This window comes from Cobetia sp. PS-4MA, assembly GCF_057670765.1.
Map to the genome: position 1 here is coordinate 1,017,016 of NZ_CM173107.1, position 26,163 is coordinate 1,043,178.

At 63.9% G+C, this 26,163-nt stretch carries 23 protein-coding genes and 2 pseudogenes; 23 read left to right on the forward strand and 2 right to left on the reverse strand.

Annotated features, from left to right (window positions below; translation table 11 throughout):
- Window positions 1–46 precede the first annotated feature (46 nt).
- From AC26AR_RS04360 to murB, 8 genes and pseudogenes are all read left to right on the forward strand, one after another.
- Window positions 47–631: pseudogene (locus tag AC26AR_RS04360) on the forward strand (MotA/TolQ/ExbB proton channel family protein); the annotation flags it as partial.
- A gap of 194 nt (window positions 632–825) precedes the next feature.
- Window positions 826–1,251: an ExbD/TolR family protein gene (locus AC26AR_RS04365; RefSeq protein WP_488107610.1), complete on the forward strand. Its 426-nt coding sequence runs from the start codon at window positions 826–828 to the stop codon at window positions 1,249–1,251.
- Window positions 1,252–1,279: 28 nt separating this feature from the next.
- Window positions 1,280–3,028, forward strand: coding sequence for a lipid A export permease/ATP-binding protein MsbA (gene msbA, locus AC26AR_RS04370; protein WP_254696427.1), 1,749 nt, complete (start codon window positions 1,280–1,282; stop codon window positions 3,026–3,028).
- Window positions 3,025–4,014, forward strand: coding sequence for a tetraacyldisaccharide 4'-kinase (gene lpxK, locus AC26AR_RS04375; RefSeq protein ID WP_084209142.1), 990 nt, complete (start codon window positions 3,025–3,027; stop codon window positions 4,012–4,014). Before msbA ends, lpxK begins: the two co-directional genes overlap by 4 nt.
- Before the next feature lie 52 nt (window positions 4,015–4,066).
- Window positions 4,067–4,261 (forward strand): Trm112 family protein, encoded by a 195-nt coding sequence (locus AC26AR_RS04380; protein ID WP_077372055.1) that lies wholly within the window; start codon window positions 4,067–4,069, stop codon window positions 4,259–4,261.
- Entirely contained in the window at window positions 4,261–5,067 is an 807-nt protein-coding gene (gene kdsB, locus AC26AR_RS04385; RefSeq protein WP_488107611.1) for a 3-deoxy-manno-octulosonate cytidylyltransferase, read from the forward strand. Before AC26AR_RS04380 ends, kdsB begins: the two co-directional genes overlap by 1 nt.
- Entirely contained in the window at window positions 5,060–5,596 is a 537-nt protein-coding gene (locus tag AC26AR_RS04390; RefSeq protein WP_488107612.1) for a low molecular weight protein-tyrosine-phosphatase, read from the forward strand. Before kdsB ends, AC26AR_RS04390 begins: the two co-directional genes overlap by 8 nt.
- A complete protein-coding gene (gene murB / locus AC26AR_RS04395; protein WP_488107613.1) occupies window positions 5,593–6,654 on the forward strand; it encodes a UDP-N-acetylmuramate dehydrogenase in 1,062 nt (353 codons plus the stop codon). Before AC26AR_RS04390 ends, murB begins: the two co-directional genes overlap by 4 nt.
- Window positions 6,655–8,969: 2,315 nt before the next feature.
- Here the strand turns inward: murB and rne are convergent.
- Window positions 8,970–10,877 (reverse strand): annotated as a pseudogene (rne, locus tag AC26AR_RS04400) (ribonuclease E); the annotation flags it as partial.
- Window positions 10,878–11,907: 1,030 nt separating this feature from the next.
- Here rne and AC26AR_RS04405 point away from each other — a divergent pair.
- The 3 genes from AC26AR_RS04405 to sppA are packed head-to-tail and all read left to right on the forward strand — an operon-like array spanning window position 11,908 to window position 14,658.
- Window positions 11,908–12,867 (forward strand): RluA family pseudouridine synthase, encoded by a 960-nt coding sequence (locus AC26AR_RS04405; RefSeq protein ID WP_488107614.1) that lies wholly within the window; start codon window positions 11,908–11,910, stop codon window positions 12,865–12,867.
- Window positions 12,860–13,546, forward strand: coding sequence for an HAD-IA family hydrolase (locus AC26AR_RS04410; RefSeq protein WP_136938267.1), 687 nt, complete (start codon window positions 12,860–12,862; stop codon window positions 13,544–13,546). The genes AC26AR_RS04405 and AC26AR_RS04410 overlap by 8 nt, the downstream gene beginning before the upstream one ends.
- A 35-nt stretch (window positions 13,547–13,581) precedes the next feature.
- Window positions 13,582–14,658: a signal peptide peptidase SppA gene (gene sppA, locus AC26AR_RS04415; RefSeq protein WP_488107615.1), complete on the forward strand. Its 1,077-nt coding sequence runs from the start codon at window positions 13,582–13,584 to the stop codon at window positions 14,656–14,658.
- Here sppA and AC26AR_RS04420 read toward each other — a convergent pair.
- Window positions 14,655–15,242 (reverse strand): Maf family protein, encoded by a 588-nt coding sequence (locus AC26AR_RS04420; RefSeq protein WP_141392621.1) that lies wholly within the window; start codon window positions 15,240–15,242, stop codon window positions 14,655–14,657. The two genes, sppA and AC26AR_RS04420, sit on opposite strands and share 4 nt — an antisense overlap.
- A gap of 494 nt (window positions 15,243–15,736) precedes the next feature.
- On the opposite strand from AC26AR_RS04420, the gene AC26AR_RS04425 reads away from it, so the two are divergent.
- The 12 genes from AC26AR_RS04425 to AC26AR_RS04480 all read left to right on the forward strand — a co-directional run bounded on the left by AC26AR_RS04425 (window position 15,737) and on the right by AC26AR_RS04480 (window position 26,095).
- On the forward strand, window positions 15,737–16,135 hold the full coding sequence (locus AC26AR_RS04425; RefSeq protein ID WP_308457318.1) for a YceD family protein: 399 nt from the start codon (window positions 15,737–15,739) through the stop codon (window positions 16,133–16,135).
- Between the two features lie 33 nt (window positions 16,136–16,168).
- The gene (gene rpmF / locus AC26AR_RS04430; protein WP_065392644.1) at window positions 16,169–16,339 is read left to right on the forward strand and encodes a 50S ribosomal protein L32; all 171 of its coding nucleotides are present in this window, start codon (window positions 16,169–16,171) and stop codon (window positions 16,337–16,339) included.
- Between the two features lie 29 nt (window positions 16,340–16,368).
- Complete coding sequence (plsX, locus tag AC26AR_RS04435) at window positions 16,369–17,391, forward strand: phosphate acyltransferase PlsX (protein WP_077372079.1); 1,023 nt, start codon at window positions 16,369–16,371, stop codon at window positions 17,389–17,391.
- A gap of 373 nt (window positions 17,392–17,764) precedes the next feature.
- Entirely contained in the window at window positions 17,765–18,727 is a 963-nt protein-coding gene (fabD, locus tag AC26AR_RS04440; protein WP_488107616.1) for an ACP S-malonyltransferase, read from the forward strand.
- Between the two features lie 60 nt (window positions 18,728–18,787).
- Window positions 18,788–19,531: a 3-oxoacyl-ACP reductase FabG gene (gene fabG, locus AC26AR_RS04445; protein WP_043331893.1), complete on the forward strand. Its 744-nt coding sequence runs from the start codon at window positions 18,788–18,790 to the stop codon at window positions 19,529–19,531.
- A 100-nt stretch (window positions 19,532–19,631) separates the two neighbouring features.
- On the forward strand, window positions 19,632–19,865 hold the full coding sequence (acpP, locus tag AC26AR_RS04450) for an acyl carrier protein (RefSeq protein ID WP_065392587.1): 234 nt from the start codon (window positions 19,632–19,634) through the stop codon (window positions 19,863–19,865).
- A gap of 530 nt (window positions 19,866–20,395) precedes the next feature.
- The gene (gene fabF, locus AC26AR_RS04455) at window positions 20,396–21,640 is read left to right on the forward strand and encodes a beta-ketoacyl-ACP synthase II (protein ID WP_077372085.1); all 1,245 of its coding nucleotides are present in this window, start codon (window positions 20,396–20,398) and stop codon (window positions 21,638–21,640) included.
- Between the two features lie 147 nt (window positions 21,641–21,787).
- Complete coding sequence (gene pabC / locus AC26AR_RS04460; RefSeq protein ID WP_289862918.1) at window positions 21,788–22,639, forward strand: aminodeoxychorismate lyase; 852 nt, start codon at window positions 21,788–21,790, stop codon at window positions 22,637–22,639.
- Between the two features lie 72 nt (window positions 22,640–22,711).
- The gene (gene mltG / locus AC26AR_RS04465) at window positions 22,712–23,713 is read left to right on the forward strand and encodes an endolytic transglycosylase MltG (RefSeq protein ID WP_084209134.1); all 1,002 of its coding nucleotides are present in this window, start codon (window positions 22,712–22,714) and stop codon (window positions 23,711–23,713) included.
- A 101-nt stretch (window positions 23,714–23,814) separates the two neighbouring features.
- A complete protein-coding gene (gene tmk, locus AC26AR_RS04470; RefSeq protein WP_488107617.1) occupies window positions 23,815–24,546 on the forward strand; it encodes a dTMP kinase in 732 nt (243 codons plus the stop codon).
- A complete protein-coding gene (locus tag AC26AR_RS04475; RefSeq protein ID WP_488107618.1) occupies window positions 24,543–25,571 on the forward strand; it encodes a DNA polymerase III subunit delta' in 1,029 nt (342 codons plus the stop codon). Before tmk ends, AC26AR_RS04475 begins: the two co-directional genes overlap by 4 nt.
- A gap of 173 nt (window positions 25,572–25,744) precedes the next feature.
- The gene (locus AC26AR_RS04480; RefSeq protein WP_077372097.1) at window positions 25,745–26,095 is read left to right on the forward strand and encodes a PilZ domain-containing protein; all 351 of its coding nucleotides are present in this window, start codon (window positions 25,745–25,747) and stop codon (window positions 26,093–26,095) included.
- Window positions 26,096–26,163 lie beyond the last annotated feature (68 nt).

Here is a 26,163-nt window from a genome sequence, read left to right on the forward strand (position 1 = left end):
ATCGGCGCCGTTGACGGTGCACCATCAAGACCAAGGGAGAGGTCACATGTTGGAAGCCTTGTACGCAGGGGGGCTGCTGATGCTCCCGATCCTGGGATGTTCGGTCGTGGCACTGGCCATCATCCTCGAACGTCTGTGGACGTTGCGCACGCGCCGTATCGCGCCGCGCGGTCTGGGACAGCAGGTGTGTGAACTGATCAGTCAGGGACAGGTCAATGTCTACTGGTTGGAGAGTCATTCGCCCCTTGGGGGGGTGCTGGCGGCAGGGCTTCGCAATGCGCGCCTGGGCAATGAACAGGTGCGTGCGCGCATTCAGGAATCGGCCGTTGCGGTGATCCACGACATGGAGCGCTTCCTGAGCCCCCTGGGGACCATCGCGGCCATCACCCCGCTGCTGGGCCTTCTGGGCACGGTGGTCGGCATGATCGATGTCTTCGCCGTGATCGTGGACGCCGGGTCCGCCGAGCGTGCCCAGGAGCTGGCCGGCGGGATTTCCCAGGCGCTTGTCACCACGGCGGCGGGTCTGACGGTCGCGATTCCGGCGCTGATGTTCCATCGCTATTTCCAGCGTCGCGTGGAAGACATCACCGTGACCATGGAAGAGCAGGCGGGGCAGGTGGTGGAATACATCTCGCACCATCAGGGGGAGCTGGGGCTGGCCGAGAGTCATGACGGCTTCGATCGTCGCGCGGGCCAGCGCAACGGGCCAGCGCCGAGGGAGAGTCTGCCGGAAGACCTGCCGGCCTACATGCGTCGGGACGAGGATGATCCGCTGTCGGGCTCCGACACGCTCGCTGATCGAGGCGTGGGGCCCGGGAGGCCGTCATGAGGTTTCCTCGCCGCCAGCGTGAATCGGTCGAGGTCAATCTCACGCCGCTGATCGACGTGGTCTTTCTGCTGCTGATCTTCTTCATGGTCTCGACCACGTTTGACAGTCGACGCGCCCTGGACCTGATTCTGCCGCAATCCAGTCAGGCCAGCGCCGTGGAGCAGGCGCCGCTGATCATGACCATTGGCGCCAAGGGAGATTTCACGCTCGGTGACACCTCGCTCACCGAGTCAGCATTGAGGGCTGCGCTTGCACGACACAAGGACCAGGCTGATCGCTTCGGGTTGATTCTCGAAGCCGATGGCCGTACGCCACATGCGAAGGTGGTGAAAGCGTTGGACGCTGCCGCCGAAGTGGGCATTACCCGAGTGCGCATCAGTACGCGCACCGGGACCGATACATCACCACCGGATGCCCCATGAGGGCGCCGCTCAAGTCTATGGAGACCCCGTGAGTCGCGACTCCACCTGGATTCATTACCGCCGCCTGCTCGGCTATGTCCGTCCGTACTGGAAGATGTTCCTGGCTGCCGTGCTGGGTTACGTCATCTATGGTGCCTCGAGCACGGCGCTGGCCGAGATGATGAAGCGCCTGATCGATGGCATTCAGAATCCTGACGCCCAGTTCAGATTGTTCCTGCCGTTGTTCGTGATCGGCATGTTCGCGATACGCGGTGTGGGGACCTTCCTGGGGACCTACTGCATGAGCGACGTGGCACGCAATGTGGTGCATACCCTGCGTACCACCGTGTTCAACCACATGCTGCATCTGCCGGGACGTTACTTCGACGAGAACTCCACCGGTCACCTGATCACCCGCGTGACCTATCACGTGGAGCAGATCACAGGCGCCGCCACCAAGGCATTGACCATCATCATGCGCGAAGGCTTCTTCGTGCTGGGTCTGCTGAGCTATCTGTTCTGGACCAACTGGAAACTCACGCTGGTATTCATCGCGGTCACGCCGCTGATCGGCTGGGTGGTCAGCTATGCCAGCAAGCGCTTCCGCAAGCTCTCCAAGCGTATCCAGGGCTCGATGGGGGAGGTCACCCATGTGGCATCCGAGGCGCTGTCCGGGCATCGGGTGGTCCGCACCCACGGTGCGGAAGATTACGAGAAGGCGCGCTTCGCTGCGGTCAGTGAGTACAACCGCGAGCAGAAGATGAAGGAGGCGTTGACCAAGGCCACCGCCACGCCGGTGATCCAGCTGTTGATCGCCGTGGCACTGGCGACCCTGGTGTGGCTGGCGATGGCGCCGGAATTGATGGCTGGCATGTCGGCGGGTGAATTCGTCGGCTTCATCACCGCGGCCTCGATGATGGCCAAGCCGGTGCGTCAGCTGACCGAGGTCAACGGCGAGATCCAGAAGGGCATGGCGGCATCCGAGGAGCTGTTCGGGCTGCTCGACATGCCCGCGGAGCCCGACAACGGTAACGTGGTTCCGGACGGTCGCCTGGCGGGTCGGGTGCGCTTCGACAACGTCCACTTCCGCTACGCCGACAATCAGCCGGATGTGCTCAAGGGCATCGATCTGGAAGTGGAGGCCGGGCAGATGGTGGCCATCGTCGGGCGCTCCGGTTCCGGCAAGTCGACGCTGATGAGCCTGCTGCCACGGTTCTACTCGCCTACCACGGGCCGCATCCTGATCGACGACGTGGCCATCGAGGACTACAAGCTGCGCCCGATGCGCCAGCAGATCGCGCTGGTCTCCCAGAACGTGACGCTGTTCAATGCCAACCTCACCGCCAATATCGCCTACGGCACCGGGGAAGCGGATGTCCAGCGGGTCGAGGAGGCGGCGCGCGCCGCCTATGCCCACGAGTTCATCGAACGCATGAGTCAGGGCTATGACACCATCGTCGGTGACAACGGCATCATGCTCTCGGGAGGGCAGCGTCAGCGCATCGCCATTGCGCGTGCCATCTACAAGGATTCGCCGATTCTGGTGCTGGACGAGGCCACCTCGGCGCTGGACACCGAGTCGGAACGCTATATCCAGCGGGCGCTGGAGGAAGTCTGTCAGGGACGTACCACCTTCGTCATCGCGCACAGGCTGTCCACCATCGAGAAGGCGGATCGCATCCTGGTGATGGATGACGGCGAGATCATCGAAGACGGTACGCATGAAGCGTTGATCGCTCAGGAAGGGGCCTACGCCGCCCTGCATCGCATCCAGTTCCGGGAGACGGCTGACGCATGAGTGAACGACTGGTAGACGCCTGGTATCGGGGCGCCGCCTGGCTCCATCTGTTACGTCCGCTGGAGCATGTCTATAAAGGGGTGGTGGCACGCCGGCGTGAGGCCTATCTCACTGGCAAGCGTGAGGTCTGGAAGGCGCCGGTGCCGGTGATCGTGATCGGCAACATCACCGTCGGTGGAACCGGCAAGTCGCCGCTGGTGGCTTGGCTCGGCCGTTGGTTGAGCGAGCAGGGCTGGCGCCCGGGCATCATCTCACGGGGCTATGGTGGCCACGCGCCGCGTTACCCGCTGTATGTCCAGGCCGATACGGACCCGCAGCATGCCGGTGATGAGCCGGTGATGCTGGCTCAGCAGACCGGCCTGCCGGTGGCGGTGGACCCGGACCGTCCCAGTGCCGCGCGTCGTCTGATCGCGGCGGGGTGCGACATCCTGCTCTCCGATGACGGCTTGCAGCACCATGCGCTGGGGCGCGACATCGAGCTGGTGGTGGTGGATGGCGAGCGCGCCTTCGGCAATCAGCGGTGCCTGCCGGCGGGTCCCCTGCGGGAGCCGCTGTCACGGCTGGCGAGTGTCGATGCCGTGATCTCCAATGGGGTGATCGACTGCACCCGCCTGCCGGTGGAATCGCATTGCATGGCGCTGACGCCGGTCCATTGGCGCCATCTGATCGATGATGTGCGTTATCCCGCCACTCATCAGCCATTCAGTGGCTCGGTGCATGCACTGGCCGGTATCGGCAATCCCCAGCGTTTCTTCCGTACCTTGACCAACCTGGGGGTGGAGCATCAGCCCCATCCCCTGGCGGACCATCATCGCTTCACGCCGACGGACCTGCGCTTTTCCGACAACCTGCCGGTGGTGATGACGGCCAAGGATGCCGTGAAGTGTCGCCGCTTCGCCAACGAGCGTTGCTGGGCACTGGATGTCGAGGCGCGTCCGGATCAGGCGCTGGTGGATTGGCTCGCCAACCGCCTCGAGGCGCTGTGAGCGACTGACCGATTGTTTCTTTCTTATTAGCTGTTATCCCGGAGATGTCTCGATGGACAAGGAATTGCTCGCGCTGCTGGTCTGCCCGCTTTGTCAGGCCAAGCTGACCTATGATGCGGCGAATGCCGAGCTCAAGTGCTTCTATGATGGGCTGGCCTATCCCGTGCGTGACGGCATCCCCGTCATGCTGGAAGAAGAAGCGCGCGTGATGGATGCCGACGAGAAGCTCAAGGGGAGTCGCGGCTGATGAGCGATGTGGCGCACAGCAGTGATGTGACAGGTCGTGGCGCCGTGGTGGTGATTCCGGCGCGCTTCAACTCCTCGCGCCTGCCAGGCAAGCCGTTGGCGGACATCCATGCTCGGCCGATGATCGAGCATGTCTGGCGCAATGCCTGTGCCAGTCAGGCGAGCCGTGTGGTGATCGCCACGGACGATGAGCGTATCCGCTCCGTCTGTGAGGGCTTCGGTGCCGAGGTCGTGATGACTCGTGCCGATCACCCCAGTGGCACCGATCGTCTCGCGGAAGTGGTCGAGCGGCTGGCACTGGCTCCCGAGACGCTGGTCGTCAACGTGCAGGGAGATGAGCCGCTGTTGCCTGCCGCGCTGATCGATCAGGTCACCTTGCGTCTCGAGGAAGACGAGGGGGCTTCCATCGCGACCCTGGCCGAGCCCATCACCAGTGTCGATAGCCTGTTCAATCCCAATGTGGTCAAGGTGGTGCGTGATCTGCGTGGTCGCGCGCTGTACTTCTCGCGCGCACCGCTGCCGTGGGATCGGGAGCACTTCACCACGCCGCCGACCGTGCTGGCCACCGACTCCTGGTTGCGCCATATCGGTCTCTACGCCTATCGCGCCAGCTTTCTGAGTGAATATGTCGATTGGCTGCCGGCACCGCTGGAGCAGCTCGAGCAGCTCGAGCAATTGCGCGCACTGCATCATGGTCATGCGATTCAGGTCGCCATCGCCTGCACCTCCCATCCTGCCGGTGTGGATACCCAGGAAGATCTCGAGCGCGTGCGTGACTGGCTGACGCAAGAGGCCGGTGATGAGTGAGTTGCTTGAGCGGATAGCGGCGCGGAGACCGCCGGTCAGACGAATTCTGATGGTCTGTCTGGGCAATATCTGTCGCTCCCCCAGCGCGGAAGGCGTACTGCGTGCCGCGCTGGCACGCCATGGGCTGGATGAGCTCATCGAGGTCGACAGCTGTGGTACCAGTGACTGGCATGTGGGCGCTCCGCCGGATTCACGTGCCATCGCGCATGCGGCTGAGCGTGGGTACGACATCAGTGGCCTGCGCGCCCGCCAGCTGTGCGTGCAGGACTTTTATGACGTCGATCTGATCCTGGTGATGGATGATGCCAACCTGAGTGACGCGCGGCGTCTGGCACCCCAGGACAGTCCGGCACTGCTTGGCCGTCTGCTGGACCTGCTGCCGCTGCCGGCTCCGGCGCGAGGCAGTCGCGAAGTGCCGGACCCCTATACCGGGGGGCCTGAGGCCTTCGAGCAGGTGCTGGACCTGATCGACATTGCCTGTGAGGCATTGATCGATGCCCTGCCACCTGTCACGCGGGCCCCTTCATGATGGCGTCCGACAAGACATCGACGAGAGCATCACTGACGGCCTGCAATACCCTGGGCTTTGCCGCCACCGCACGTACCTTCAGTGAGCCACGCAGCGTGGCCGAGGCGCGTCGCCAGATTCTGGACTCGCGTGCGGCCGATGAGCGTCTGGTGGTGATCGGTGGGGGCAGCAATCTGGTGTTGCTGCCCTGGCTGGATGCCCATGTGATGCGCCCGGCCTTCGAGGCCATGACGATCACGCCGGCAGCGGATGGCAGAACCGCCACCGTGAGTGTCGAGGCGGGCAAGCGCTGGCACGCCCTGGTGATGGAGCTGGCGACAGCTGGCTGGTGGGGCTACGAGAATCTGGCCTTGATTCCCGGCTGCTGTGGCGCAGCCCCGATCCAGAACATCGGTGCCTATGGTGTCGAGCTGGCCGACCATCTGCTGCGACTGGAAGTCATGTCGCTGGAGGATGGCAGCACGCGCTGGCTGAGTCGCGAGGAGTGCGCCTTCGGCTACCGTGACAGTCTCTTCAAGGGGGCGCTTGAGCATCGCGTCCTGATCACTCGCCTGGAGTTCGTGGTGACTCGTGAAGCGACACCGCAACTCGCCTATGGGGACCTCGCTCAGCGCGTTAGTGCCGCCACACCGCAAGGGGAGGCCATCACGCCATTGAGCGTAGCCAATGCCGTGATTGCCACGCGCAGTGAAAAGCTGCCGGACCCTGCGGTGCTCGGCAATGCGGGAAGCTTCTTCAAGAACCCTCAGCTTGCCGCCGACGAGGCTCGCGAGCTGTTGGCGCATCATCCGACCTTGCCGCACTACCCGCAGGCCGATGGCAGCGTGAAACTGGCGGCTGGCTGGCTGATCGACCAATGTGGCCTCAAGGGGGCACGTCGGGGTCATGTCGGCGTGCATGATCGCCAGGCGCTGGTGCTGGTTCACTTTGGGGGCGGGCAGGTCTCGGAGCTGCTGGCGCTGGCACAGGAGGTGCGTGAGAGCGTTCATGCGCGCTTCGGGGTCTGGCTGGAGCAGGAACCGCGCGTACTGGGAGAGATGGCCGCGACGCCTTCCTGACGGTTGGTCGGTTTGTCGAAGGTATTCCGCCACGAAAAAGCCCCGCAGAGTGATCTGCGGGGCTTTTTCGTGGCGGGTCAATCCCCTGCCTGCACCGATGAAGCCGGTGAGGCAGGGGGCAGGGCTCAACGTGACGTGCTGTCGTCGTTGTCCTGCGAGCTGACTTCTGCCTGACCCTCTGTCGCCTGAGCATCGGCGGCCGCTTTCTCGGCGGCCTCACGCTCACGACGACGAACTTCGCGCGGGTCATTGTAGGCGCGAGCACCACGGCGGCGACGTGAAGCGTTGGCGGTCCCGGCTGCCTCATCTTGCTTGTCATCGCTCGCAGGTGCCTGAGCGTCTGCCGCGGCGATGTCGTCATCCTGTGCTGGCGTTTCCGTCTGCACGGAGGCGGTCGCCTCGACATCTTCCAGAGCGGGCTCTGCTGGCGCAGCCTCTGCCTGAGACGCATCAGGCTGTGCATCGGCCTGAGTCGACGCCAGCGGGGTCGCGGCAGATTGGGTCTGTGGCTGCTGCACTTCCGGCTTGGCGGCTTCAGACTGTCCTGCATCTTGCTCGGCAGGTGCAGTCTCAGGAGTCGCTTCTACCTGAGCTGTCGCCTCTGGCTGCGTCGCCGCTTCGCTGGCGTCTTCTGCTGTCGCAGTCGGCGCAGCGTCGCTGGCGTGCTCAGTGCGATGGGGGGTGTCTGCTTCCACGCAAGCTTCGGTCTCGGCCACGGACGCCGTCTCCTGCGGCATCACGCTGTCCTTCAGCGCCTGGCTATCGACGGCCGCTTCCGGTGCGGTCTCCACCGCGACGTGCTCCTGTACCGCGCTGTCATCCGCCTTGACGTCCGTTGCTGTCACATCGGCCTCGGCATCGGACACGGTTTCAGAGGTGTCGGCATCGGTCTTGGTCGTTGCGCTCAGCGTCTCGGCCTGCGCTTGATGAGCGCTGGCCTGCTGCGGTGCATGCTGCTCAGTACGCTGGGTGGCGTGCTGTTCAGTGCGCTGAGCCTGATGGGGCGTGGCAGGCGCGGTGCTGGAGTCGTTGACCTCGGCAGAGTCATGCCGTGTCGTCACGTCCTGTTGCAGGGCTTGCGTGCTGGGCGCACTGATTTCCGGCGCCTCTGGCGTCTCGGCGACCGACGGCTGCTCATCAGGCGTGGCGTCGTCAGCGGTCACAGCCACGGCCGGCGTCACGTCCGTCTCCACCTTGGCGCTGACGTCGGCACTGGTGTCGGCAGGCGCTGCCTTGTCGCCGTCGCTGTCAGCGACGCCAGCTTGCGCTTGCGGTTCACTGCTCTCGACCGTCTCAGGCGCGACCTTCACGCCTTCGGCACCTTCCTCGGCAACGGCGGGAACCGGTTGCTGCGGTGCTGCGGTCGAGGCGACGTCATCGAGCACGGCGTCGGCTGGCTGAGCGCTCTGCGCCTGCGGGCCGGCCAGTGCCATGGCCTTCAGGGACTGCTGCTGAGCGACGGCATCGGGATTGAGTGCATGGCTGCGGCTACGAGCGCGCGGATTGTTGCGCGTCGGCTGCTGGACATCGTCTGCCTGCTGCTCGCTCTGCTGGGCCTGTTCTGCCGCCTTGATGGACTCGCGAGCATGATGGCTGTTGACCTGCTCTGCCTTGTCCGCCTTGGAAGGCTTCTCACGGCGCGCCGGCTTGTCATCACGCTTGGCAGCATTGTCCTGCTTGGCAGCATCGTTCTGCTTGGCATCGTTCTGCTTGGCATCGTTCTGCTTGGCATCGCTCTTGGCATCATTGCCGGACGGCGCCTTGGCAGGCGTCTGTGCGTCGGATGTCTTCTCCGTCGCTTCTGCCTGCGGCTTGCTGTCGTTGGTCACGATGTCCTGAGCGTTGTCCTGACGCGACTCGCTGGACTTGCGACGATTGCCACGGTCATTGCGCTGACGACGCTTGTTGTTGCTGCGACCCTCGGAGCGGTTGTCGCTCTGGTTGTCGTTGCGACCATCGTTGTCGTTGCCGCGCGAGTCCTGCTGGCGCGAGTCCTGCTGGCGTGAATCGCTCTCGGCGTTGCGGCGACGATTGTCGTTGCGTGCGTTGCCGCGGTTGGCATTGCGGCCATCCTTGCGTGCATTGCCGTCGGTTGAGGCTTCGCTGACGCTTTCGCGACGCTCGCGTGCCTTTTCCAGTGCCTTGCGGGCTTCGCTGGACTTGGCCGGCGTCGCGCTGGCGCTGTCGTCGCTGCCCAGCAGGCGGCTGAAGCCCTTGGCCAGACGTGCCAGCAGACCGCCGCCGGAAGGGGCTGCTGCCGGTGCCTGGGTGGCCGGGGCCGCCGTGGCCTCGGATTTGCTCACCGCATTGCGCCCGTCATTGCGAGAGGTCTGACGATTGTCGTTGCGATTGGCATTGCGGCCGTCGTTACGAGTGTCGCTGCGCGATCCCTGACGACTGTCGTTGCGAGTCTCGCTCTGGCTGTCGTTGCGATTGTCGTTACGATTGTCGTTGCGGCTGCGGTTATTGCTGCCATTGCCATTGCGACGACGGTTGCCGTTCTTGGCATTGCCGTTGCCGTTGCCGTTGCCGTTGCCGTTGCCGGAAGCGGAGGTGTTCTCGTCAGTCTCGGCGGGCTCGGCAGGCTTGCTGACTTCCGGTGCGGAGGCGGGGGCTGGTGTCGTGTGGGACACACTCTTGACCGCCGCTTCGGTGCGTGCCGGTGGCTTGTCGAAGTTCGGATCCGGCTCCTTGCCGACTTCGGTCTCGACGGACAGCTCGAAGCTGGACTTGTCGGCACCGTCTTCATCGACATGGTCATCACGCAGACGCACGACTTCGTAGTGCGGCGTGTCGAGTTCCGGGTTCGGCAGCAGCACGACATTGACGCCCTGACGACGCTCGATGTCGAACAGTGTGGCGCGCTTCTCGTTGAGCAGGTAGGTCGCGACCGGCACCGGCAGGATGGCGCGGATCTGCGAGCTGCGCTCCTTCATGGCCTCTTCCTCGATCAGGCGCATGATGGAGAGTGCCATGGAGCGCACGTCACGGATGGTGCCCTGGCCGTCACAGCGCGGGCAGACCACGCCGCTGGTCTCGCCCAGTGACGGACGCAGACGCTGGCGCGACATTTCCATCAGACCGAAGCGTGAGATGCGACCGATCTGCACGCGAGCGCGGTCGATCTTGAGCGCGTCTCGCACGCGATTCTCGACTTCACGCTGATTGCGCGCCGGGGTCATGTCGATGAAATCGATCACCACCAGGCCGCCGATGTCACGCAGACGCAGCTGGCGCGCGATCTCGTCCGCCGCTTCCAGGTTGGTCTGCAGCGCGGTTTCCTCGATATCGCTGCCACGCGTGGCGCGCGCGGAGTTGATGTCGATGGAGACGAGAGCTTCGGTGTGGTCGATGACGATGGCGCCACCGGAAGGCAGCTTCACTTCGCGCTGATAGGCGGTCTCGATCTGGGATTCGATCTGGAAGCGCGAGAACAGCGGGACGTCGTCTTCGTAGAGCTTGATCTTCTGCTGATAGCTCGGCATGACCTGACGGACGAAGGACAGCGCTTCTTCCTGGACGTCGCCGGAATCGATCAGCACCTCACCGATGTCATTGCGCAGATAGTCGCGCATGGCACGGATGATGACGTTGGATTCACGATAGATCAGGAAGGGAGCAGGGCGGCTGGCGGCAGCCTTGGTGACGGCATCCCAGACCTGAGCCAGATAGTCGAGGTCCCATTGGAGCTCTTCTGCGCTCTTGCCGATACCGGCGGTGCGTACGATGACGCCCATCTTGTCCGGCAGGGTGAGGCTGTTCATCGCCTCTTTCAGCTGGGCGCGCTCTTCCCCCTCGATGCGGCGGGAGATGCCACCGGCACGCGGGTTGTTGGGCATCAGCACGAGGAAGCGGCCGGCCAGGCTGATGAAGGTGGTCAGGGCGGCGCCCTTGTTGCCACGCTCTTCCTTGTCGACCTGGACGATGACTTCCTGGCCTTCCTTGAGCACTTCCTTGATGTTGGGGCGGCCTTGGCCCGGGTCCTTGCTGAAGTACTCGCGGGAGATTTCCTTGAGCGGCAGGAAGCCGTGGCGATCGGCGCCGAAATCGACGAAGCAGGCTTCCAGGCTGGGCTCGATGCGGGTGATCTTGCCGCGGTAGATGTTGGCTTTCTTCTGCTCGCGGGCACCAGACTCGATGTCGAGATCGTAAAGGCGTTGTCCGTCGACCAGTGCGACGCGCAGCTCTTCCGGCTGGGTCGCGTTGATGAGCATCCGTTTCATGTCGTCTCGCTAGACTGGGCGTGCCGAAGGGCAGCCGCATTTGCGTCGGCGACGAGGAACCGTTTTCAGCTTCGTGTTGTGCTCAGCGCATGTCGTGGGATGCGTCTTTCGCATGCAGGCACGTCTCGTGACGTGCCACATGCGGCATGATCATGTTGAGTACTGGAAAGAGGCAGGACGTGTTGCGGGGAACGTTGACTCCTCCGGCCCTGCGGTCTCTTCCCTAACACCTGGCATTCGCCGATTCATCGACGCCGGCCTTCGGCACGGATATCGAATGATTGCCCGGGCATCATGCCCGGGCGGTAGTGTGTCATTGGCCCACCAGAAGGCTGGGCATTGCATCGTGTTGCTGCGCTCGAGGGCAGTGACGTGTCTCGCGGGGAGGTGGCGTCACGGCCGGTCGCGCTGCGGCGCGCGGGGTAACACGTCCCGCGCCCGCTGATAGCGTTACCTCGCCATCTCTGGCGCGGACGTTATCGATGTCTTTCGTCATGATGCTGGCCAGCCAGCGGCATTGGACGACTGTCCGTGAGGCGGCATTCGTGATCTGCAATCGGCAGACCCGTTGCGCAGGACAGCACGCGGCCGACAGTCCAGGTGACAACAGGGTGCGTGAAGACTCTGCACGGTGCTGACGTCGGTGCGCATTGTTTCGTCGTGGGCCGGCTGGCCCTGTTCACGTGGTCTGCATGGGGTTTCACGCCGCATGCAGAACCGTCTACCTCGCCGTCTCGGCGGGGTCGTGACGCGAGTGATCAGGCATATAGAGAAGGCCCATCTCACTGGGCCCGAATATACCAGTAAAGGTATGGGCCAGCAATTCGGCAGGCATATCAAATGCTTCGCCCGAAAGCCCGCCATTCGTCCCGGGTTTCGCGGCCTTGAGCGGCGCAGCCAGAGCCCTCCGATGGCGGGATGATTCCCCATTGGTCGCATGACACCGTAGAATGGCCAGTCTGAGTGCGCCCCGGCGTACGGCAACATGATGAACAGGCCGCGCGAAGGCGAGGCCGGAAAGGAGCGAGACATGGCCGAGGGCCAATCAGTCCAGTGGATCGAGGTTGCCCCGGAACTGGCCGGGCAGCGCATCGACAATTTCCTGCGTACACGTCTCAAGGGGGCACCCAAGGCCTTGATCTATCGCATCGTGCGCAAGGGTGAGGTTCGGGTGAACAAGAAGCGCATCAAGGTCGACTATCGCCTGCAGGCGGGAGACCTGGTGCGCGTACCGCCACTGCGCCTGTCGCCGGAAGCCGCGGTGCAGGAAGTCAGTGGCAATCTGCGTGAGGTGCTGGCGGGCTGCATCGTGCGCGAGACCGATGATTTCATGGTCATCAACAAGCCGTCCGGTCTCGCCGTGCACGGCGGGAGCGGCGTCAAGATCGGGCTGATCGAGGCCATGCGTCAGATTCGTGATGAACTGCCGTTTCTGGAGCTGGTGCATCGTCTGGATCGTGATACCTCCGGCTGCATCCTGCTGGCCAAGACGCGTGCGGCGTTGCTGCAGCTCAATGCGGACCTCAAGGCCCACAAGATGACCAAGCTGTATCTGGCGCTGGTGGAAGGGCGCTGGGACTCGCGGCGTGATTACGTCAATGCACCGCTTGAGCGTTACGACGGCGGCAACGGGGAGCGTCGCGTGCGCGTCGACGAGGCCGGCAAGACGGCCAGTACCCGTTATGCGGTGCGCGAAGCCTATCCCAGCATGACGCTGGTCGAGGCCGAGCCGATCACCGGGCGTACCCACCAGATTCGTGTGCACTCCGTGCATGCCGGTCACCCGCTGCTCGGCGATACCAAGTACGGGACCGAGCGCGGCAGTGCGCTGGCGAAGAAGGTCGGGCTGGAGCGCCTGTTCCTGCATGCCGCTCAGCTCAGCTTCCCGGACCCCACCGACGGGCGGACCGTGACGGTCCGTGCGCCGCTGGACAAGCGCATGAAGCGCGTCCTTGCCAATGCTCGAGAATTGGGAGCCCGTCATGACTGACGCCTCTGCGGTACTGCCTTCACCTCGCTATCGTCTGGTCATCTTCGATTGGGACGGTACCTTGATGGACTCCGAGGCACGCATCGTCGATTGCCTGCAGGCGGCCTCGCTGGCGGTCGGCATGGGAGAGCTTCCGGCGCATGCCGCGCGCGACATCATCGGTCTCGGATTGCCGGAGGCCATGGCGCGGCTGTTCCCCGGAGCTTCGGCTGCCCAGTGCGAGGCACTGGTCGAGGCCTACAAGCAGCATTTCGTGGCAGTCGATACCACGCCACTGGATTTCTTTCCGGGCGTGGAAAATGGCATCGAACGTCTGCGAGCTCACCCGGAGCAGCTGCTGGCCGTCGCGACGGGCAAGAGTCGTCGCGGGCTGGATCGGATGTTCCAGGCCCATGACTGCGGTGACTGGTTCCACGCCTCGCGTACCGCGGACATGACGCTGTCCAAGCCGCATCCACTGATGCTCGAAGAGCTGCTGGCCGAGTTGAACGTTGAGGCGCATGAGGCGCTGATGGTCGGCGATACCGAATATGATCTCGAGATGGCGCGTGCGCTGGGCATGCACAGTGTCGGTGTCACCTATGGCGTGCACAGCGTGCCGCGACTCGAGGCCTGTGCCCCACAGCGCATCGTCTCGCACTTCGATGAATTGATGGAGTGGCTTGGCGCGGTCAGATGATGACGGTGTCCTACCCATGACAGGAGCAGCAAGCGATGAGTGACAGGCCGCAGGATCCCTGGCGTGAAGGGCCAGGTGGTAAGGGCGAGGGTGAAGCGGGCGCGAGCGGACAGGGCGCTGACAGCGCTGCCACCTCCGGCAGCGAGGTGGACTGGCAGGCGCGTGAGCGTACCGTGCAGCTCGAGATGATGGACCGCTGGGTGCAGGGCGTGGTCACCGAGCAACGGCGCTCCAGGCGCTGGAAGCTGTTCTTTCGCTTCCTGTTCGCGTTGTTGTTCATTGCCTCGATCGCGACATCCGTGACCCTCTTCACGCTCGGCAGCCAGCCGGCAGCCTTGCCCGGTGAACGGCACCTCGGTGTCGTGCGCGTCAAGGGCGTGATCGAGGCGGATGGCGAAGCCAATGCCGAGCGCATCATCAAGGGTCTGCGAGCGGCCAATGAGTCGCCGGCCTCCGTGGCGGTGGTGCTGGATATCAATTCCCCCGGCGGCAGTCCCGTGCAGTCCCAGCGCGTCTATGACGAGTTGATGCGCATGCGGGAGCAGGGTGGCAAGCCGGTGATCGCCGTGATCGAGGATCTCGGGGCGAGTGGCGCCTATTACATGGCAGCTGGCGCCGGCGAGATTCTCGCGGCACCGTCGAGTCTGGTCGGGTCCATCGGGGTGATCTCCTCGAGCTTCGGGCTGAAGGGGCCGATGGAAGAGCTGGGAATCGAGCGACGTGTGTTCACGGCAGGTGACAACAAGGCGTTTCTCGATCCCTTCTCCGAGATCTCGCCTGAGCAGCGCGACTTCTGGCAGAACGTGCTGGCCACGACTCACCAGCAGTTCATCGCGGCGGTCAAGGCCGGGCGCGGTGAGCGGCTCAAGGACGATCCGGCGCTGTTCTCCGGGCTGATCTGGACCGGCGAGCAGGCTCGCGCGCTCGGGCTTGTGGATCGCACCGCAACGCTTGAGGAGCTGGCCGCCGAGCTGGCACCGCAGGGTGGCGTGCATGATTACACGCCGCGTCAGGATCCCTTCGAGCGCTTCACGCGGCGCTTTGCCGGTGTGATGGCCAGCGCGTTGGGGCTTGACGCCAATGTCTCGCCGGTCAGCTATCGCCTGCCCTAGTCCTCCAGCAGTGGATCCAGGCCTGCCTCACGCAACAGTTCGCACAGGCGAATCAGCGGCAGGCCGATCAGGGTGTTGGGATCACGTCCCTCGAGACGCTCGAAGAGCGTGATGCCCAACCCCTCCATGCGAAAGCTGCCGGCCGAGTCCAGCGGGCATTCGCGCTCGACGTAACGCGTGATCTCCTGCTCGCTCAGCGTGCGAAACACCACGTCGTAGCTTTCATGGCAGACCCAGTGTCGCGCGCTGTGTGTATCCAACAGCGCCAGGCCGGTGACGAAGCGGACTCGGCGTCCCGAGAAGCGTGTCAGCTGAGCGCGGGCGGCGGCCAGGTCCTGTGGCTTGCCGAGGATCTCGCCCTCGAAGACGGCCACCTGGTCGCTGCCGATGATCAAGTGGTGTGAATAGGCCTCCGCCAGGGCGTTGGCCTTGCCCAGGGACAGGCGATGGACCAGTGCCTCGGGAGATTCCGTGGGACGAGGGGTTTCATCGATGTCAGGCGCCCCCCATGTGTAGGGGAGTCCGAGTCGATCAAGCAAGGCTCGGCGCCAGCGGGAGCTGGAAGCCAGTACCAGTCGTGTCATGGCGTTGTTCTCTTTTTGGGCTCTCGATTCGTGCAGGCGTTCGGGGCGCGAAGGGGGCGGAGCATGAGAGGGCAGGAGGTCGAGAGGGGCCGGCGCGCGCGTGATTCTCCGTGTGATGCATCGCCGCCATGCTTTCTCACGACAACTCGTTGATATGCTTGAGATTGGAGGATGCCGCAAATCCTCTCGGCATTGAAGCGACACAGGCGTACAATCGCGCGCTGAAGGATCCGCCTGACCTCATCTGCGCTCATGCTCGGGCCGGGTGGCGCGGAAAGGCCGCCATGCAGTGGGCTGGCAGAATGAACAAGTTGCTCATGCATTTTGACACCGGGAGGGGGAATCCCTATTATGGCGCGCCTATGTTGACCACAAGACTGCCGACCAAGGTCGAGCCCTACCGGCTGGCGTCAGCGGGAAAACGCCTTGAAGGCGTGATTCCTCTGGCGGACATGCCCCGTGTAGTTGAAGCGATCGGTGCGCAGGAGGGTGACGTGAGCATCACGTTGGCCTTTGACATCGATACTCAGCGTCGCAGCTTCATCGAGGGCAGCATCGCCTTCGAGGCAAGTCTGCTGTGCCAGCGCTGCCTGGGACCTACCGAGCCGGAACCGCTTTCCAGCGAATTCCTGTTGGGACTGGTCACCAATGACGCACTGGCATCGCAGCTGCCCGGTGAGTACGAGCCGGTAGTGGTGGAAAACGAACAGCTGGATCTCCTGTCAGTGATCGAGGATGAAGTGCTCCTTGTCCTGCCGCAGGTGGTCTACCACGAGGAGGCCGATTGTGCCGTCTCTCGCGACCAGCTGGCCAGCGGTGTGGAACCCGAGGCCTCGGACGCACCCGCTGTGAATCCATTCAGTGTGCTTGGCACCCTGAAGGACAAGCACTGAACTCAATTTGTCGACAAGATTGGAGTAATTCCCATGGCAGTTCAGCAGAACCGCAAAACCCGTTCCAAGCGTGGCATGCGTCGCAGCCACGACGCCCTGACTGCACCGACCCTGTCCCAGGACAAGGAAACCGGTACAGTTCACCTGCGTCACCACGTGTCTGCCGACGGTTTCTACCGTGGCCGTAAAGTCGTCGATGCCTAAAGCATTGATGCAGCGCACGGCGTAACGCCGTGCGTATCGCCATCGATACGATGGGCGGGGACTTCGGTCCCCGCGCTACGTTACGGGGCACTGCCAGTGCACTGTTGCGTGACCCACGACTCAGCGCCACGCTGGTGGGTCCAGGGCATCTTCTGGATGCCGAGCTTGATTCCCTCCCTGCTTCACTCTCCCGTGTTCGTGATCGCCTTCAGACACTCGCTGTCGACGGCATTGTCGCGTCTGATGCTCGCCCCTCGCGTGTCGTGCGCAGTCGCGAGCCCAGCAGCATGTCCCGTGCGCTCGACCTGGTGGCGAGCGGGCAGGCCGACGCCTGCGTCAGTGCGGGCAATACCGGCGCCTTGATGGCGTTGGCCATGCGGGACGTGGGTACGGTCGAGGGAGTGGAGCGGCCAGCCATCTGTGCGGCGGTACCCACGCAGGGAGAGCGGTCCTGCAGTCTGCTGGATCTTGGCGCCAATGTGGCGGTCGCGCCGCAGCATCTGCTGGCATTTGCTCGCATGGGTGCCGTGCGGTGCCAGCTGGTGGAAGGTGTCACCAACCCGCGCGTGGGGCTGCTCAATGTCGGTGTCGAGTCCGGCAAGGGGACGGCGCAGGTGCAGGAAGCGCATGCCTTGCTGGCTGGCAGCGGTGCGAATTTCGATTACCTCGGCTTCGTTGAAGGGGGCGACCTCTTCGCAGGAGAGGTAGACGTCGTGGTCTGCGACGGTTTCGTCGGCAATGTCGTGCTCAAGAGCAGTGAAGGGCTGGCCCAGATGCTGTCGGCACAGCTGGGGGCGACATTGGCGGCGGATTGGCGTACGCGCCTCATGGCCTGGTTGGCACGTCCGGCATTGACGCGCCTGTCTCGTCAGCTGGATCCGGTGCGCTACAACGGTGCCAGTCTGCTGGGCGTGGCCGGCGTGGTCGTCAAGAGTCATGGCGGGGCGGCCGCGGAGGGATTCGCCTATGCTGTCTCGCGCGCGGCGAGTGAGGCGCGCCGAGGCTTGCCGGAGCGTCTTGCGCATGCTCTCAAGGGCAGCCTGCCGGGTTAATTGCGTAAATTGGTCGGATTCTTGGTCGGCGGGGGTCGAGCTTGGTCTCACTCGGTGCGACAATGCCTGCGCCCGACCGATGTGGCATCGGGTCTGACGCGAAGGCGCCGCCTGATGTCCGGGATGTCCGGCAGGTGTGAAGGCCAGTTCTCGCGAGGGATGGCGAGTGAGAGGGTGGCAGCAGGCAGCAAGTGTGTCGCTGGTGAGTACAATGCAGTGAAGGGAGAAGCAGGCTTTCCCCTGGCAGGAGTGTGTGGCGTTGGTGAATGGTTCCGGATGGGAGCGGCACGGCGCAGCGCACTGGCGGGCCAGTGGAAATCGGGTTTCCTTACCCGTGTCAGTCCCACCTGAACAGATGGAAATGGTGACAGCAATGACAGATTCCCTGGCCCTCATCTTCCCGGGACAGGGCTCCCAGCAGGTCGGCATGCTGCGGGAGCTGGCGGAGCGCTACAGCGTCGTCCGCACTACCTTCGAAGAAGCCTCTGACGCGCTGGGGCGCGATCTCTGGCATCTGACGCAGGAAGGCCCGGCAGAGGAGCTCAATCGTACCGAGTTGACCCAGCCTGCGCTTCTGACGGCCAGCGTTGCCATCTGGCGCGTCTGGCAGGAGCTGGAAGGTCCGCGTCCGGCGCGCATGGCCGGTCACTCCCTGGGCGAATACAGCGCGATGGTCTGCGCCGGCGTGATCGGCTTTGCCGAAGGCGTCAAGCTGGTCAATCTGCGCGGCGAAGCCATGCAGACTGCCGTGCCTCAGGGGCAGGGCGCGATGGCGGCCATTCTCGGTCTCGAGAATGCTCAGGTCGAAGCTGCCTGTGCCAGTGCGGCGCAGGGTGAAGTGGTCGCGGCAGTCAACTACAATGCGCCGGGTCAGGTGGTCATCGCGGGCGGCACGGCTGCCGTCGAGCGTGCCATCGCGGCGTGTCAGGAGGCGGGTGCCAAGCGTGCCATGCCGCTGCCGGTCTCCGTGCCTTCGCATTGTGATCTGATGCGTCCGGCGGCTGACAAGCTGGCCGAGGCGATGAACGACATCGACTTCCGTGCGCCGCGCTACACCGTCATCCAGAATGTCGATGCCAAAACCCATGAGGATGTCGAGACACTGCGTCAGCGTCTGATCGAGCAGCTCTATCAGCCGGTGCGCTGGACGGATTGCGTCAATGCCATGTTCGACAGCGGCGCGCGGACCTTCATCGAATGCGGTCCGGGCAAGGTGTTGACCGGTCTCGGCAAGCGTATCCAGCGTCAGGCCCGTGGCCTGGCCGTGAACGACCCGGACAGCCTGGAAGCGGCGCTGGAACTTGCCCGTGAGACCGCTGCCGAACAGAATCAGTAAGCTCGTGATTGGCCCGCGCGGCCAGTCATGTGACTTGGATCAGCCAACTCAGGACTCAAGATGACGAGCGAACGCAGAATCGCACTGGTAACCGGTGCCAGTCGTGGCATCGGCCAAGCCATCTCCCGTGAACTCGGCCGTCAGGGCCGTATCGTGATCGGCACGGCCACAAGCGAAAAAGGGGCGGCCGCCATCGGCGCTGACCTCGAGGCGCACGGTATCGAAGGCGCGGGCATGCTGCTCAACGTCACCGACCAGGCCAGCGTCGACGCCGTGCTCAAGGAAATCGGCGAGCGCTTCGGCGCACCGACCATCCTGGTCAACAACGCCGGCATCACCCGTGACAACCTGCTGATGCGCCTCAAGGAAGACGATTGGGATGCGGTGCTCGACACCAACCTCAAGTCGGTCTTCCGTGTCAGCAAGAGCTGCCTGCGCGGCATGACCAAGGCGCGCTTCGGTCGCATCGTCAACATCTCGTCCGTGGTCGCGACCATGGGCAACCTCGGTCAGGTCAACTATGCTGCCGCCAAGGCAGGCATGGAAGGCTTTGCCCGCTCGCTGGCGCGTGAAGTCGCGTCGCGCAACATTACCGTCAATTCAGTGGCGCCGGGCTTCATCGCCACTGACATGACCGAAGCATTGCCGGAAGCGCAGCACGAAGCGCTGCTCGGCAACATCCCGCTGGCGCGCCTTGGCCAGCCGGAAGAGATTGCTGCGGCAGTCGGCTTCCTGACCAGTGATGCAGCAGGCTACATTACCGGTGAGACGTTGCAGGTAAACGGCGGCATGAACATGCGCTAAGCCCCGCGCGGGGACGTGGTTGCGTCCTTTTGGGGTGGCCTATAAACTACGCCCAGCTTTTTCGAGCTGCGGATTCCGTACCACTAGGAGTGATTGTTAAATGAGCACCATTGAAGAACGCGTCAAGAAGGTTGTGGCCGAGCGCCTGAACGCCAAAGAAGAAGACATCCAGAACTCTTCCTCTTTCACTGAAGACCTGGGCGCCGACTCCCTGGACACCGTTGAGCTGGTGATGGCTCTGGAAGAGGAATTCGATACTGAAATTCCTGACGAAGAAGCAGAGAAGATCACCACCGTGCAGGAAGCTATCGATTACATCGTCAACCACCAGTAAGGTGGATTGAAGCGACCAGCGGGCCCTTCGTGGCTCAGGGTCGTGATGCAATCGTCTGTACGTTCAAGAGCCGCACTGTCTTCAGTGCGGCTCTTGTCGTTTCTGCCATTCGTCACTCTTGAGCGCTGGTCGGCCGTGCCTTTCTCGGCAGAGCGGCAAGCAAGGACGGCAGACTTCTCTGTCGGCGGGAGATGCGAGAATTTGGCGGTGCCAGGGGCGGGCGACGTCCGAGGCAAGGGCGAGGTCTGCGCAGGAGCGTGAGCCTGTCGCGGGATGTCTCGCGCGACCTTCCTGTGCCAGAGCCCTGTCTTTGTGGGCGAAAAGAGGCGGGAGCAGGGCGTGTGGTCGGCAGTGTTGATCGCAGGTGACATGGCGGTGTCACCCCCGTTGCCTGTGCGCAGGACAGCGTCTGGAAAACCGCAGGAAAACCGACTGCCCATCACTGGCAAGGTTTCTGTATAATGCGCTCAATTACCGCCCAGGTGCAGCTGGCCCAGGCGTGCCAAGTCGATAGTTTTGGAGGAGACACGATGCCTCGCAGAAGGGTAGTGGTGACAGGTCTAGGCCTGGTGACCCCGGTAGGGAATACCGTCGAGGAAAGCTGGAGCAACATCAAGGCGGGCAAGAGTGGCATCGCACCCATCGAGCATTTCGATGTCAGCGGTTTCAATACCCGTTTTGGCGGTTCCATCAAGAATTTCGATGTGGGTCAGTATCTGAACCCGAAAGAGGCCCGCAAGATGGACCTCTTCATCCAGTACGGTATCGCGGCGGCCCATCAGGCCATCACCGATTCCGGTATCGAGTGCACGGAAGACAATGCCGATCGCATCGGTGTTGCCATCGGTTCCGGTATCGGTGGTCTGCCGATGATCGAGCACAATCACAAGGCGCTGGAGAAAGGCGGTGCGCGTCGCATCTCGCCGTTCTTCGTGCCGGGCTCCATCATCAACATGATCTCCGGCAATCTGGCGATCCAGTTCGGTTATCGTGGTCCCAACATCGCGATCACCACCGCCTGTACCACCGGAACGCACAACATCGGTTACAGCGCTCGTACCATCGCCTACGGCGATGCTGACGTGATGGTGGCCGGTGGTGCCGAGATGGCGACCACACCGCTGGGTCTGGGCGGCTTCTCCGCGGCGCGCGCGCTCTCGACCCGCAACGACGACCCTCAGGCGGCCAGCCGCCCATGGGACCGTGATCGTGATGGCTTCGTGCTGTCCGACGGTGCCGGTGTCGTGGTGCTGGAAGAGTATGAGCACGCCAAGGCACGTGGTGCGACCATCTACGCCGAGGTGCTCGGTTTCGGCATGTCCGATGATGCGCATCACATGACGGCGCCGCCTGAAGACGGCCGTGGCGCGGCCGCCTCGATGCGCAACGCCATTCGGGATGCCAAGCTGGACCCGAGCGAGATCGATTACATCAATGCTCACGGCACGTCCACCAATGCCGGCGACAAGGCCGAGAGCCTGGCCGTCGAATCCGTGCTGGGCGACGCGGCGCGCAATGTGGCCGTCAGTTCCACCAAGTCGATGATCGGTCACCTGCTGGGTGCCGCCGGTGCCGTCGAGGCCGTGTTCTGCGTGCTGGCGATGCGTGATCAGGTCGCCCCGCCGACCATCAACCTCGACAATCCGGCCGAGGGCTGCAATCTCGATTACGTTCCCAATGTCGCACGCGACATGAAGATCGAGTACACCCTGTCCAACTCCTTCGGCTTCGGTGGCACCAACGGCTCGTTGGTGTTCGGCAAGCTCAAGGACTGAGGTCGCACGCTGTCGTGATCTCCCCTCTGACGCGCTCCCATCCGGGGGCGCGTCTGTCTGTGGGGCGTTGCCTGGCGGTGATGACCGGATCACGATGTCTTGCTGACACCTTGTGTGCCATGCATGTCGCGAAGGAGTGTTGCATCGATGACGGCTGACCATACCGGTACCACGCAGGAGATGCTTCACGACTCGCTTGCGGCGGACCTGCCCATGGAGGATCGCGGCCTTGCCTATGGTGAGGGCGTGTTCGAGACGATTCTGGTGCGCGATGGCCAGCCGCAGCTATGGTCACGGCACCTGGCGCGACTGATCCGTGGTTGCCGGCGACTTGGCTTGCCCGTGCCCTCGTCGCAGGCGCTCGATGCGTGTCTGGACGTCTGTCGGGGCGAGGGGCTCGAGGTGCTCAAGCTGGTCGTCACCGGCGGGTCCGGTGGTCGTGGCTACAAGGCACCCGAGTCACCCGAACCTCGTCTGCGGGCACGCGCAATGCCCTTTGTGGTCAATCGTGAGGCCCGTCAGGGCATCACGGCGCGCGTGTGCGAATTGCGCGTGGCGGAGCAGCCGGCGCTGGCGGGACTCAAGCATCTCAACCGGCTCGAGAATGTGCTGGCACGCCGTGAGTGGACAGACCCCGCCATCCGGGAGGGGCTGTTGCTGACGGCAAGCGATGAGCTCGTCGAGGCCACCAGCATGAACCTCGCCTGGTATCGCGACGGGCAATGGTTCACGCCATGCCTGGATCGCGCCGGTGTCGAGGGCACCTTGCTGGTGGCGCTAGAGGCCGAGCTCCCCGTCATGCGAGTGCGCGAAGGACTGTCATCACTGAGGGCGGCCGAGGTGGTGGTGGTGATGAATTCCGTGCAGGGCGTCTGGCCGCTGCGCACCTTGCTGGCGGCGTCGGGAGCGCCTCTGGCCCAATGGAGTGATGAGGGGCATCCGGCGCTTGCGTCACTGAACGACATTGTCGCGCGCTTGCTGGGCGAGCCCGCGTATTGATGGAAGGCGTCCAGGCTGCGGGGGCGTTCCCGAGCAGACACCTTCTTCGCCATGAAGACTGGAAATCCGATTATGCGTGTATTCAAGATCCTTCTGATGCTGGTCGTCGTGGCCGTGGCTGCGGGTATGGTGGGTTTTCGTTACTGGCAGGCACAGTTGCTGTCACCACTGGCGATCGAGCAGGAACAGCTGTTCGAGGTCCCGCGCGGTGCCAGTCTCTCCAAGGTGGTGAGCGAGCTGGAATCCCGAGGCATCATCGAGGCCAGCTGGCCGTACAAGGTATGGGCACGTCTGGAGCCTGATGCCGTCAATGGTCTGCGCGCCGGTGAATTCCGTCTCACTCCGGGCCTCAACGGGCGTGAGCTGGTGGCACTGCTGTCCAGCGATGACGTCGTCAGCTATACCCTGACCGTGCCGGAAGGCTGGACCTTCGCCCAGATGCGTACCGCCATGGACGCCTCACCCAAGCTTGAGCACACGACTCGCGACATGAGCGATGAGGAACTGATGGCGGCCGTAGGGGCAGAAGGCGAGAAGCCGGAAGGGCGCTTCTTCCCGGACACCTACCGCTATCACAAGGGCGTGAGCGATCTGTCGCTCTACAAGCAGGCCTACGCGCGCATGAGCAAGACGCTTGAGGACGTGTGGGCCGGGCGTGATGACGACCTGCCGATCACCACCGCGTACGAGGCCCTGATTCTGGCCTCGCTGATCGAGCGCGAGACCGGTGCCCCGGAAGAGCGTGGCGAGATCGCCGGCGTGTTCAAGCGTCGCATGGAGCGTGGCATGCGCCTGCAGACCGACCCGACCGTGATCTACGGTCTGGGCGAGGATTATGATGGCTCGCTGTCGCGTGCCGATCTGCGCAAGCCGACCCCCTGGAATACCTACGTGATCACCGGCCTGCCGCCGACACCCATCGCGATGCCGGGGCGTGCCGCCCTGGAAGCCGCGGTACACCCCAAGCCAGGCGACACCTACTACTTCGTCGCCAAGGGCGAGGGCAAGCACCACTTCTCGCGCACTCTGCGAGAGCACAACAACGCCGTGCGCCGCTATATTCTCAACCGGTAATACGCCGTGAATGAGGCGAAATGTCCGCGTGGTCCGGTGATCATCGCCATGCCGCGTGGGCCTTCGTCGCGAGTCATCTGCCGTCTGAATCAGGAAACCTCATGTCTTCACGTCCGAGCGCCGCAAGCACGACGTCTTCTCTCCACCCCCCCCCCCTCGAGGTGAGCCCATCGACGGGGCGTTTCATCACCCTGGAAGGAGGAGAAGGTGTCGGCAAGAGCACCAATGTCGCCTTCGTGGTCGCCGAACTCGAGGCGCACGGCATCGAGGTGGTGCGCACGCGGGAACCCGGAGGCAGTGAGCGGGCGGAAGCCATACGCCGGTTGTTGCTGGACCCGGCCCCCGCGGAGGCCTTGAGCGATGATGCCGAGCTGCTGCTGATGTTCGCCGCGCGTGCCCAGCACCTGGCCGCGACCATTCGTCCGGCGCTGGAACGTGGTGCCTGGGTGGTGTGTGATCGCTTCACCGATGCCACCTTCGCCTATCAGGGCGGCGGGCGTGGCTTGCCGCTGGCCGACATCACCACACTGGAAGTCCTGGTGCAGAAAGGGCTGCAGCCGGATCTGACGTTGCTGCTGGACATGCCGGTCGAGGCCGCACGAGGGCGTCTGGCCGCACGGCGCGCCGAGACCGGCGAAGGCGCGGATCGCATCGAGCAGGAAGCCGAGCAGTTCTTCGAAGCGGTGCGAGTCGGCTATCACCAGCGGCGCGATGCAGACCCCGAGCGCTTTGCCACCATCAATGCCGATCAGTCACTGGCAGAGGTACAGGCCGAGATCGCCGGCGTGCTGTCGGCCCGCATCGCCGCCTGGCAGGCAGGAGAGACCGCATGAGTGCAACGCGATCCAGTGATGACGGGGTGACACTCTCGAGTTTCTCGCCGCTGCCGTGGCAGCACTCGCTGTGGCAGCACTTCACCGCCGTGCATGACAGCGGTCGCCTGCCGCACGCGGTGATGCTCAGCGGACCTTCGGGGCTTGGCAAGCAGGAACTCGCGGATGCGATGATCGCCCGTGTGCTGTGTCGCACCGCACAGGGCAAACCCGGTGCTGCCGCCTGCGGTGACTGCCATGGTTGCCACATGCTGGCGGCAGGGCATCATCCTGACCTGATGGCGGTGTCACCTCAGGACGTCGGCAAGATGATCCGTATCGACCCGATCCGCGACGTCAATCGGTTCGTCGCCCAGACGGCCCAGCAGGGCGGCTATCGTGTCATTCGCCTGCAGCCGGCGGAATCGATGAACATCGCCTCGGCCAACGCGCTGCTCAAGAGTCTCGAGGAGCCCGGCGCCAACACCCTGTTCATCCTGCTCAGTGACATGCCATCGCGCGTGCTGCCGACCATTCGCTCCCGCTGCCAGCAGTGGCCCCTGGTGATTCCGTCGGCTGAAGACAGTCTGCCGTGGTTGAGCGAGCAGCTGGGCGAAGATGCCCAATCGTTGCTGCGCATGGCAGGAGGCCTGCCGCAGCTGGCGGTGCGTCTGGGCGAGGCGGACCAGCGCCAGCTCAGGCAGGCATTGCGTGAACTGTTCGACGCGCTGGTGCGCGGGGGAGAGCCGGTGGCGGAAGCCTGGCGTCTGGAGCGCCAACCGCTGTCGCAGGTGCTGTGGTACGGTATTGCCTGGCTGGAAGATCTGATTCGCATGGGCTTGTCTGGCAATACCGCGCAGCTGCATGACCCGAGTCTTGAGCCCTTGCTGCGTCAGGCGGTCAAGAATGGCCGCACCCGTGACTGGTTCAAGCTGCTGGACTTTGCCCGTGAGCAGCGCCGTCTGCTGGCGGCGGGGGGCAACCCTAACCCGCAGCTGGTGCTGGAGTCCTGGCTGGTGCGTTGGGCAGCGCTGCTGCGTTCGTGATGCCCGTGAGCAGGAGGCAGCGCTCAACGTGCCCCGCGGGCTAGACTGACAGCAGGCGCCGCGCGAACCGCAGGACAGGCGCCATGAGATTCACGCTGCTCGGCGTCGCCGTGAGAAGAGCAGACGCCGAGCCACGAGACTGAATTCGCCGGATCACCGGCCGGAGGTGAAGGATGCACACCGCTCCACAGCAAGGCCAGAAGGCACTGTCGCTGACGATTCGCGACCAGAAGACATTGCTGGCCGCCTACATGTCGACTCTCGTGCGAGGCGGTATCTTCGTGCCGACCACCGAGCGCTACACCATGGGGCAGGAGGTCTACCTGTTGCTGACATTGCCGGAAGAATCCGAGCGCATTCCGGTCACCGGTCGCGTGGTCTGGATCTCCCCCTCGGGTGTCGGCGGTCGCCGTACCGCAGGCATCGGCATCCACTTCAGTGAAGAGGACCGCCAGGTGCGTGATCATATCGAGAACCATCTGGCCGGCATGCTGGGCAAGGGCCACGCCACCTATACGCTATGAGCTGACCCCGCTCTGCCTGTCACCCCGACCGGCGCCGCCATGCTGGCGTGTCGGTCGTTCATATTTTC

Excerpts from the sequence above, each read along its gene's own strand:
- sppA (WP_488107615.1), top strand. The coding sequence starts at position 13,582 with ATGAGTGACAGGCCGCAGGATCCCTGGCGTGAAGGGCCAGGTGGTAAG.
- acpP (WP_065392587.1), top strand. The coding sequence starts at position 19,632 with ATGAGCACCATTGAAGAACGCGTCAAGAAGGTTGTGGCCGAGCGCCTG.
- murB (WP_488107613.1), top strand. The coding sequence starts at position 5,593 with ATGATGGCGTCCGACAAGACATCGACGAGAGCATCACTGACGGCCTGC.
- AC26AR_RS04420 (WP_141392621.1), bottom strand. The coding sequence starts at position 15,242 with ATGACACGACTGGTACTGGCTTCCAGCTCCCGCTGGCGCCGAGCCTTG.
- fabF (WP_077372085.1), top strand. The coding sequence starts at position 20,396 with ATGCCTCGCAGAAGGGTAGTGGTGACAGGTCTAGGCCTGGTGACCCCG.
- AC26AR_RS04365 (WP_488107610.1), top strand. The coding sequence starts at position 826 with ATGAGGTTTCCTCGCCGCCAGCGTGAATCGGTCGAGGTCAATCTCACG.
- AC26AR_RS04405 (WP_488107614.1), top strand. The coding sequence starts at position 11,908 with ATGGCCGAGGGCCAATCAGTCCAGTGGATCGAGGTTGCCCCGGAACTG.
- AC26AR_RS04380 (WP_077372055.1), top strand. The coding sequence starts at position 4,067 with ATGGACAAGGAATTGCTCGCGCTGCTGGTCTGCCCGCTTTGTCAGGCC.
- fabG (WP_043331893.1), top strand. The coding sequence starts at position 18,788 with ATGACGAGCGAACGCAGAATCGCACTGGTAACCGGTGCCAGTCGTGGC.
- AC26AR_RS04410 (WP_136938267.1), top strand. The coding sequence starts at position 12,860 with ATGACTGACGCCTCTGCGGTACTGCCTTCACCTCGCTATCGTCTGGTC.
- lpxK (WP_084209142.1), top strand. The coding sequence starts at position 3,025 with ATGAGTGAACGACTGGTAGACGCCTGGTATCGGGGCGCCGCCTGGCTC.
- pabC (WP_289862918.1), top strand. The coding sequence starts at position 21,788 with ATGACGGCTGACCATACCGGTACCACGCAGGAGATGCTTCACGACTCG.
- kdsB (WP_488107611.1), top strand. The coding sequence starts at position 4,261 with ATGAGCGATGTGGCGCACAGCAGTGATGTGACAGGTCGTGGCGCCGTG.
- mltG (WP_084209134.1), top strand. The coding sequence starts at position 22,712 with ATGCGTGTATTCAAGATCCTTCTGATGCTGGTCGTCGTGGCCGTGGCT.
- AC26AR_RS04480 (WP_077372097.1), top strand. The coding sequence starts at position 25,745 with ATGCACACCGCTCCACAGCAAGGCCAGAAGGCACTGTCGCTGACGATT.
- AC26AR_RS04475 (WP_488107618.1), top strand. The coding sequence starts at position 24,543 with ATGAGTGCAACGCGATCCAGTGATGACGGGGTGACACTCTCGAGTTTC.
- AC26AR_RS04390 (WP_488107612.1), top strand. The coding sequence starts at position 5,060 with ATGAGTGAGTTGCTTGAGCGGATAGCGGCGCGGAGACCGCCGGTCAGA.
- tmk (WP_488107617.1), top strand. The coding sequence starts at position 23,815 with ATGTCTTCACGTCCGAGCGCCGCAAGCACGACGTCTTCTCTCCACCCC.
- rpmF (WP_065392644.1), top strand. The coding sequence starts at position 16,169 with ATGGCAGTTCAGCAGAACCGCAAAACCCGTTCCAAGCGTGGCATGCGT.
- fabD (WP_488107616.1), top strand. The coding sequence starts at position 17,765 with ATGACAGATTCCCTGGCCCTCATCTTCCCGGGACAGGGCTCCCAGCAG.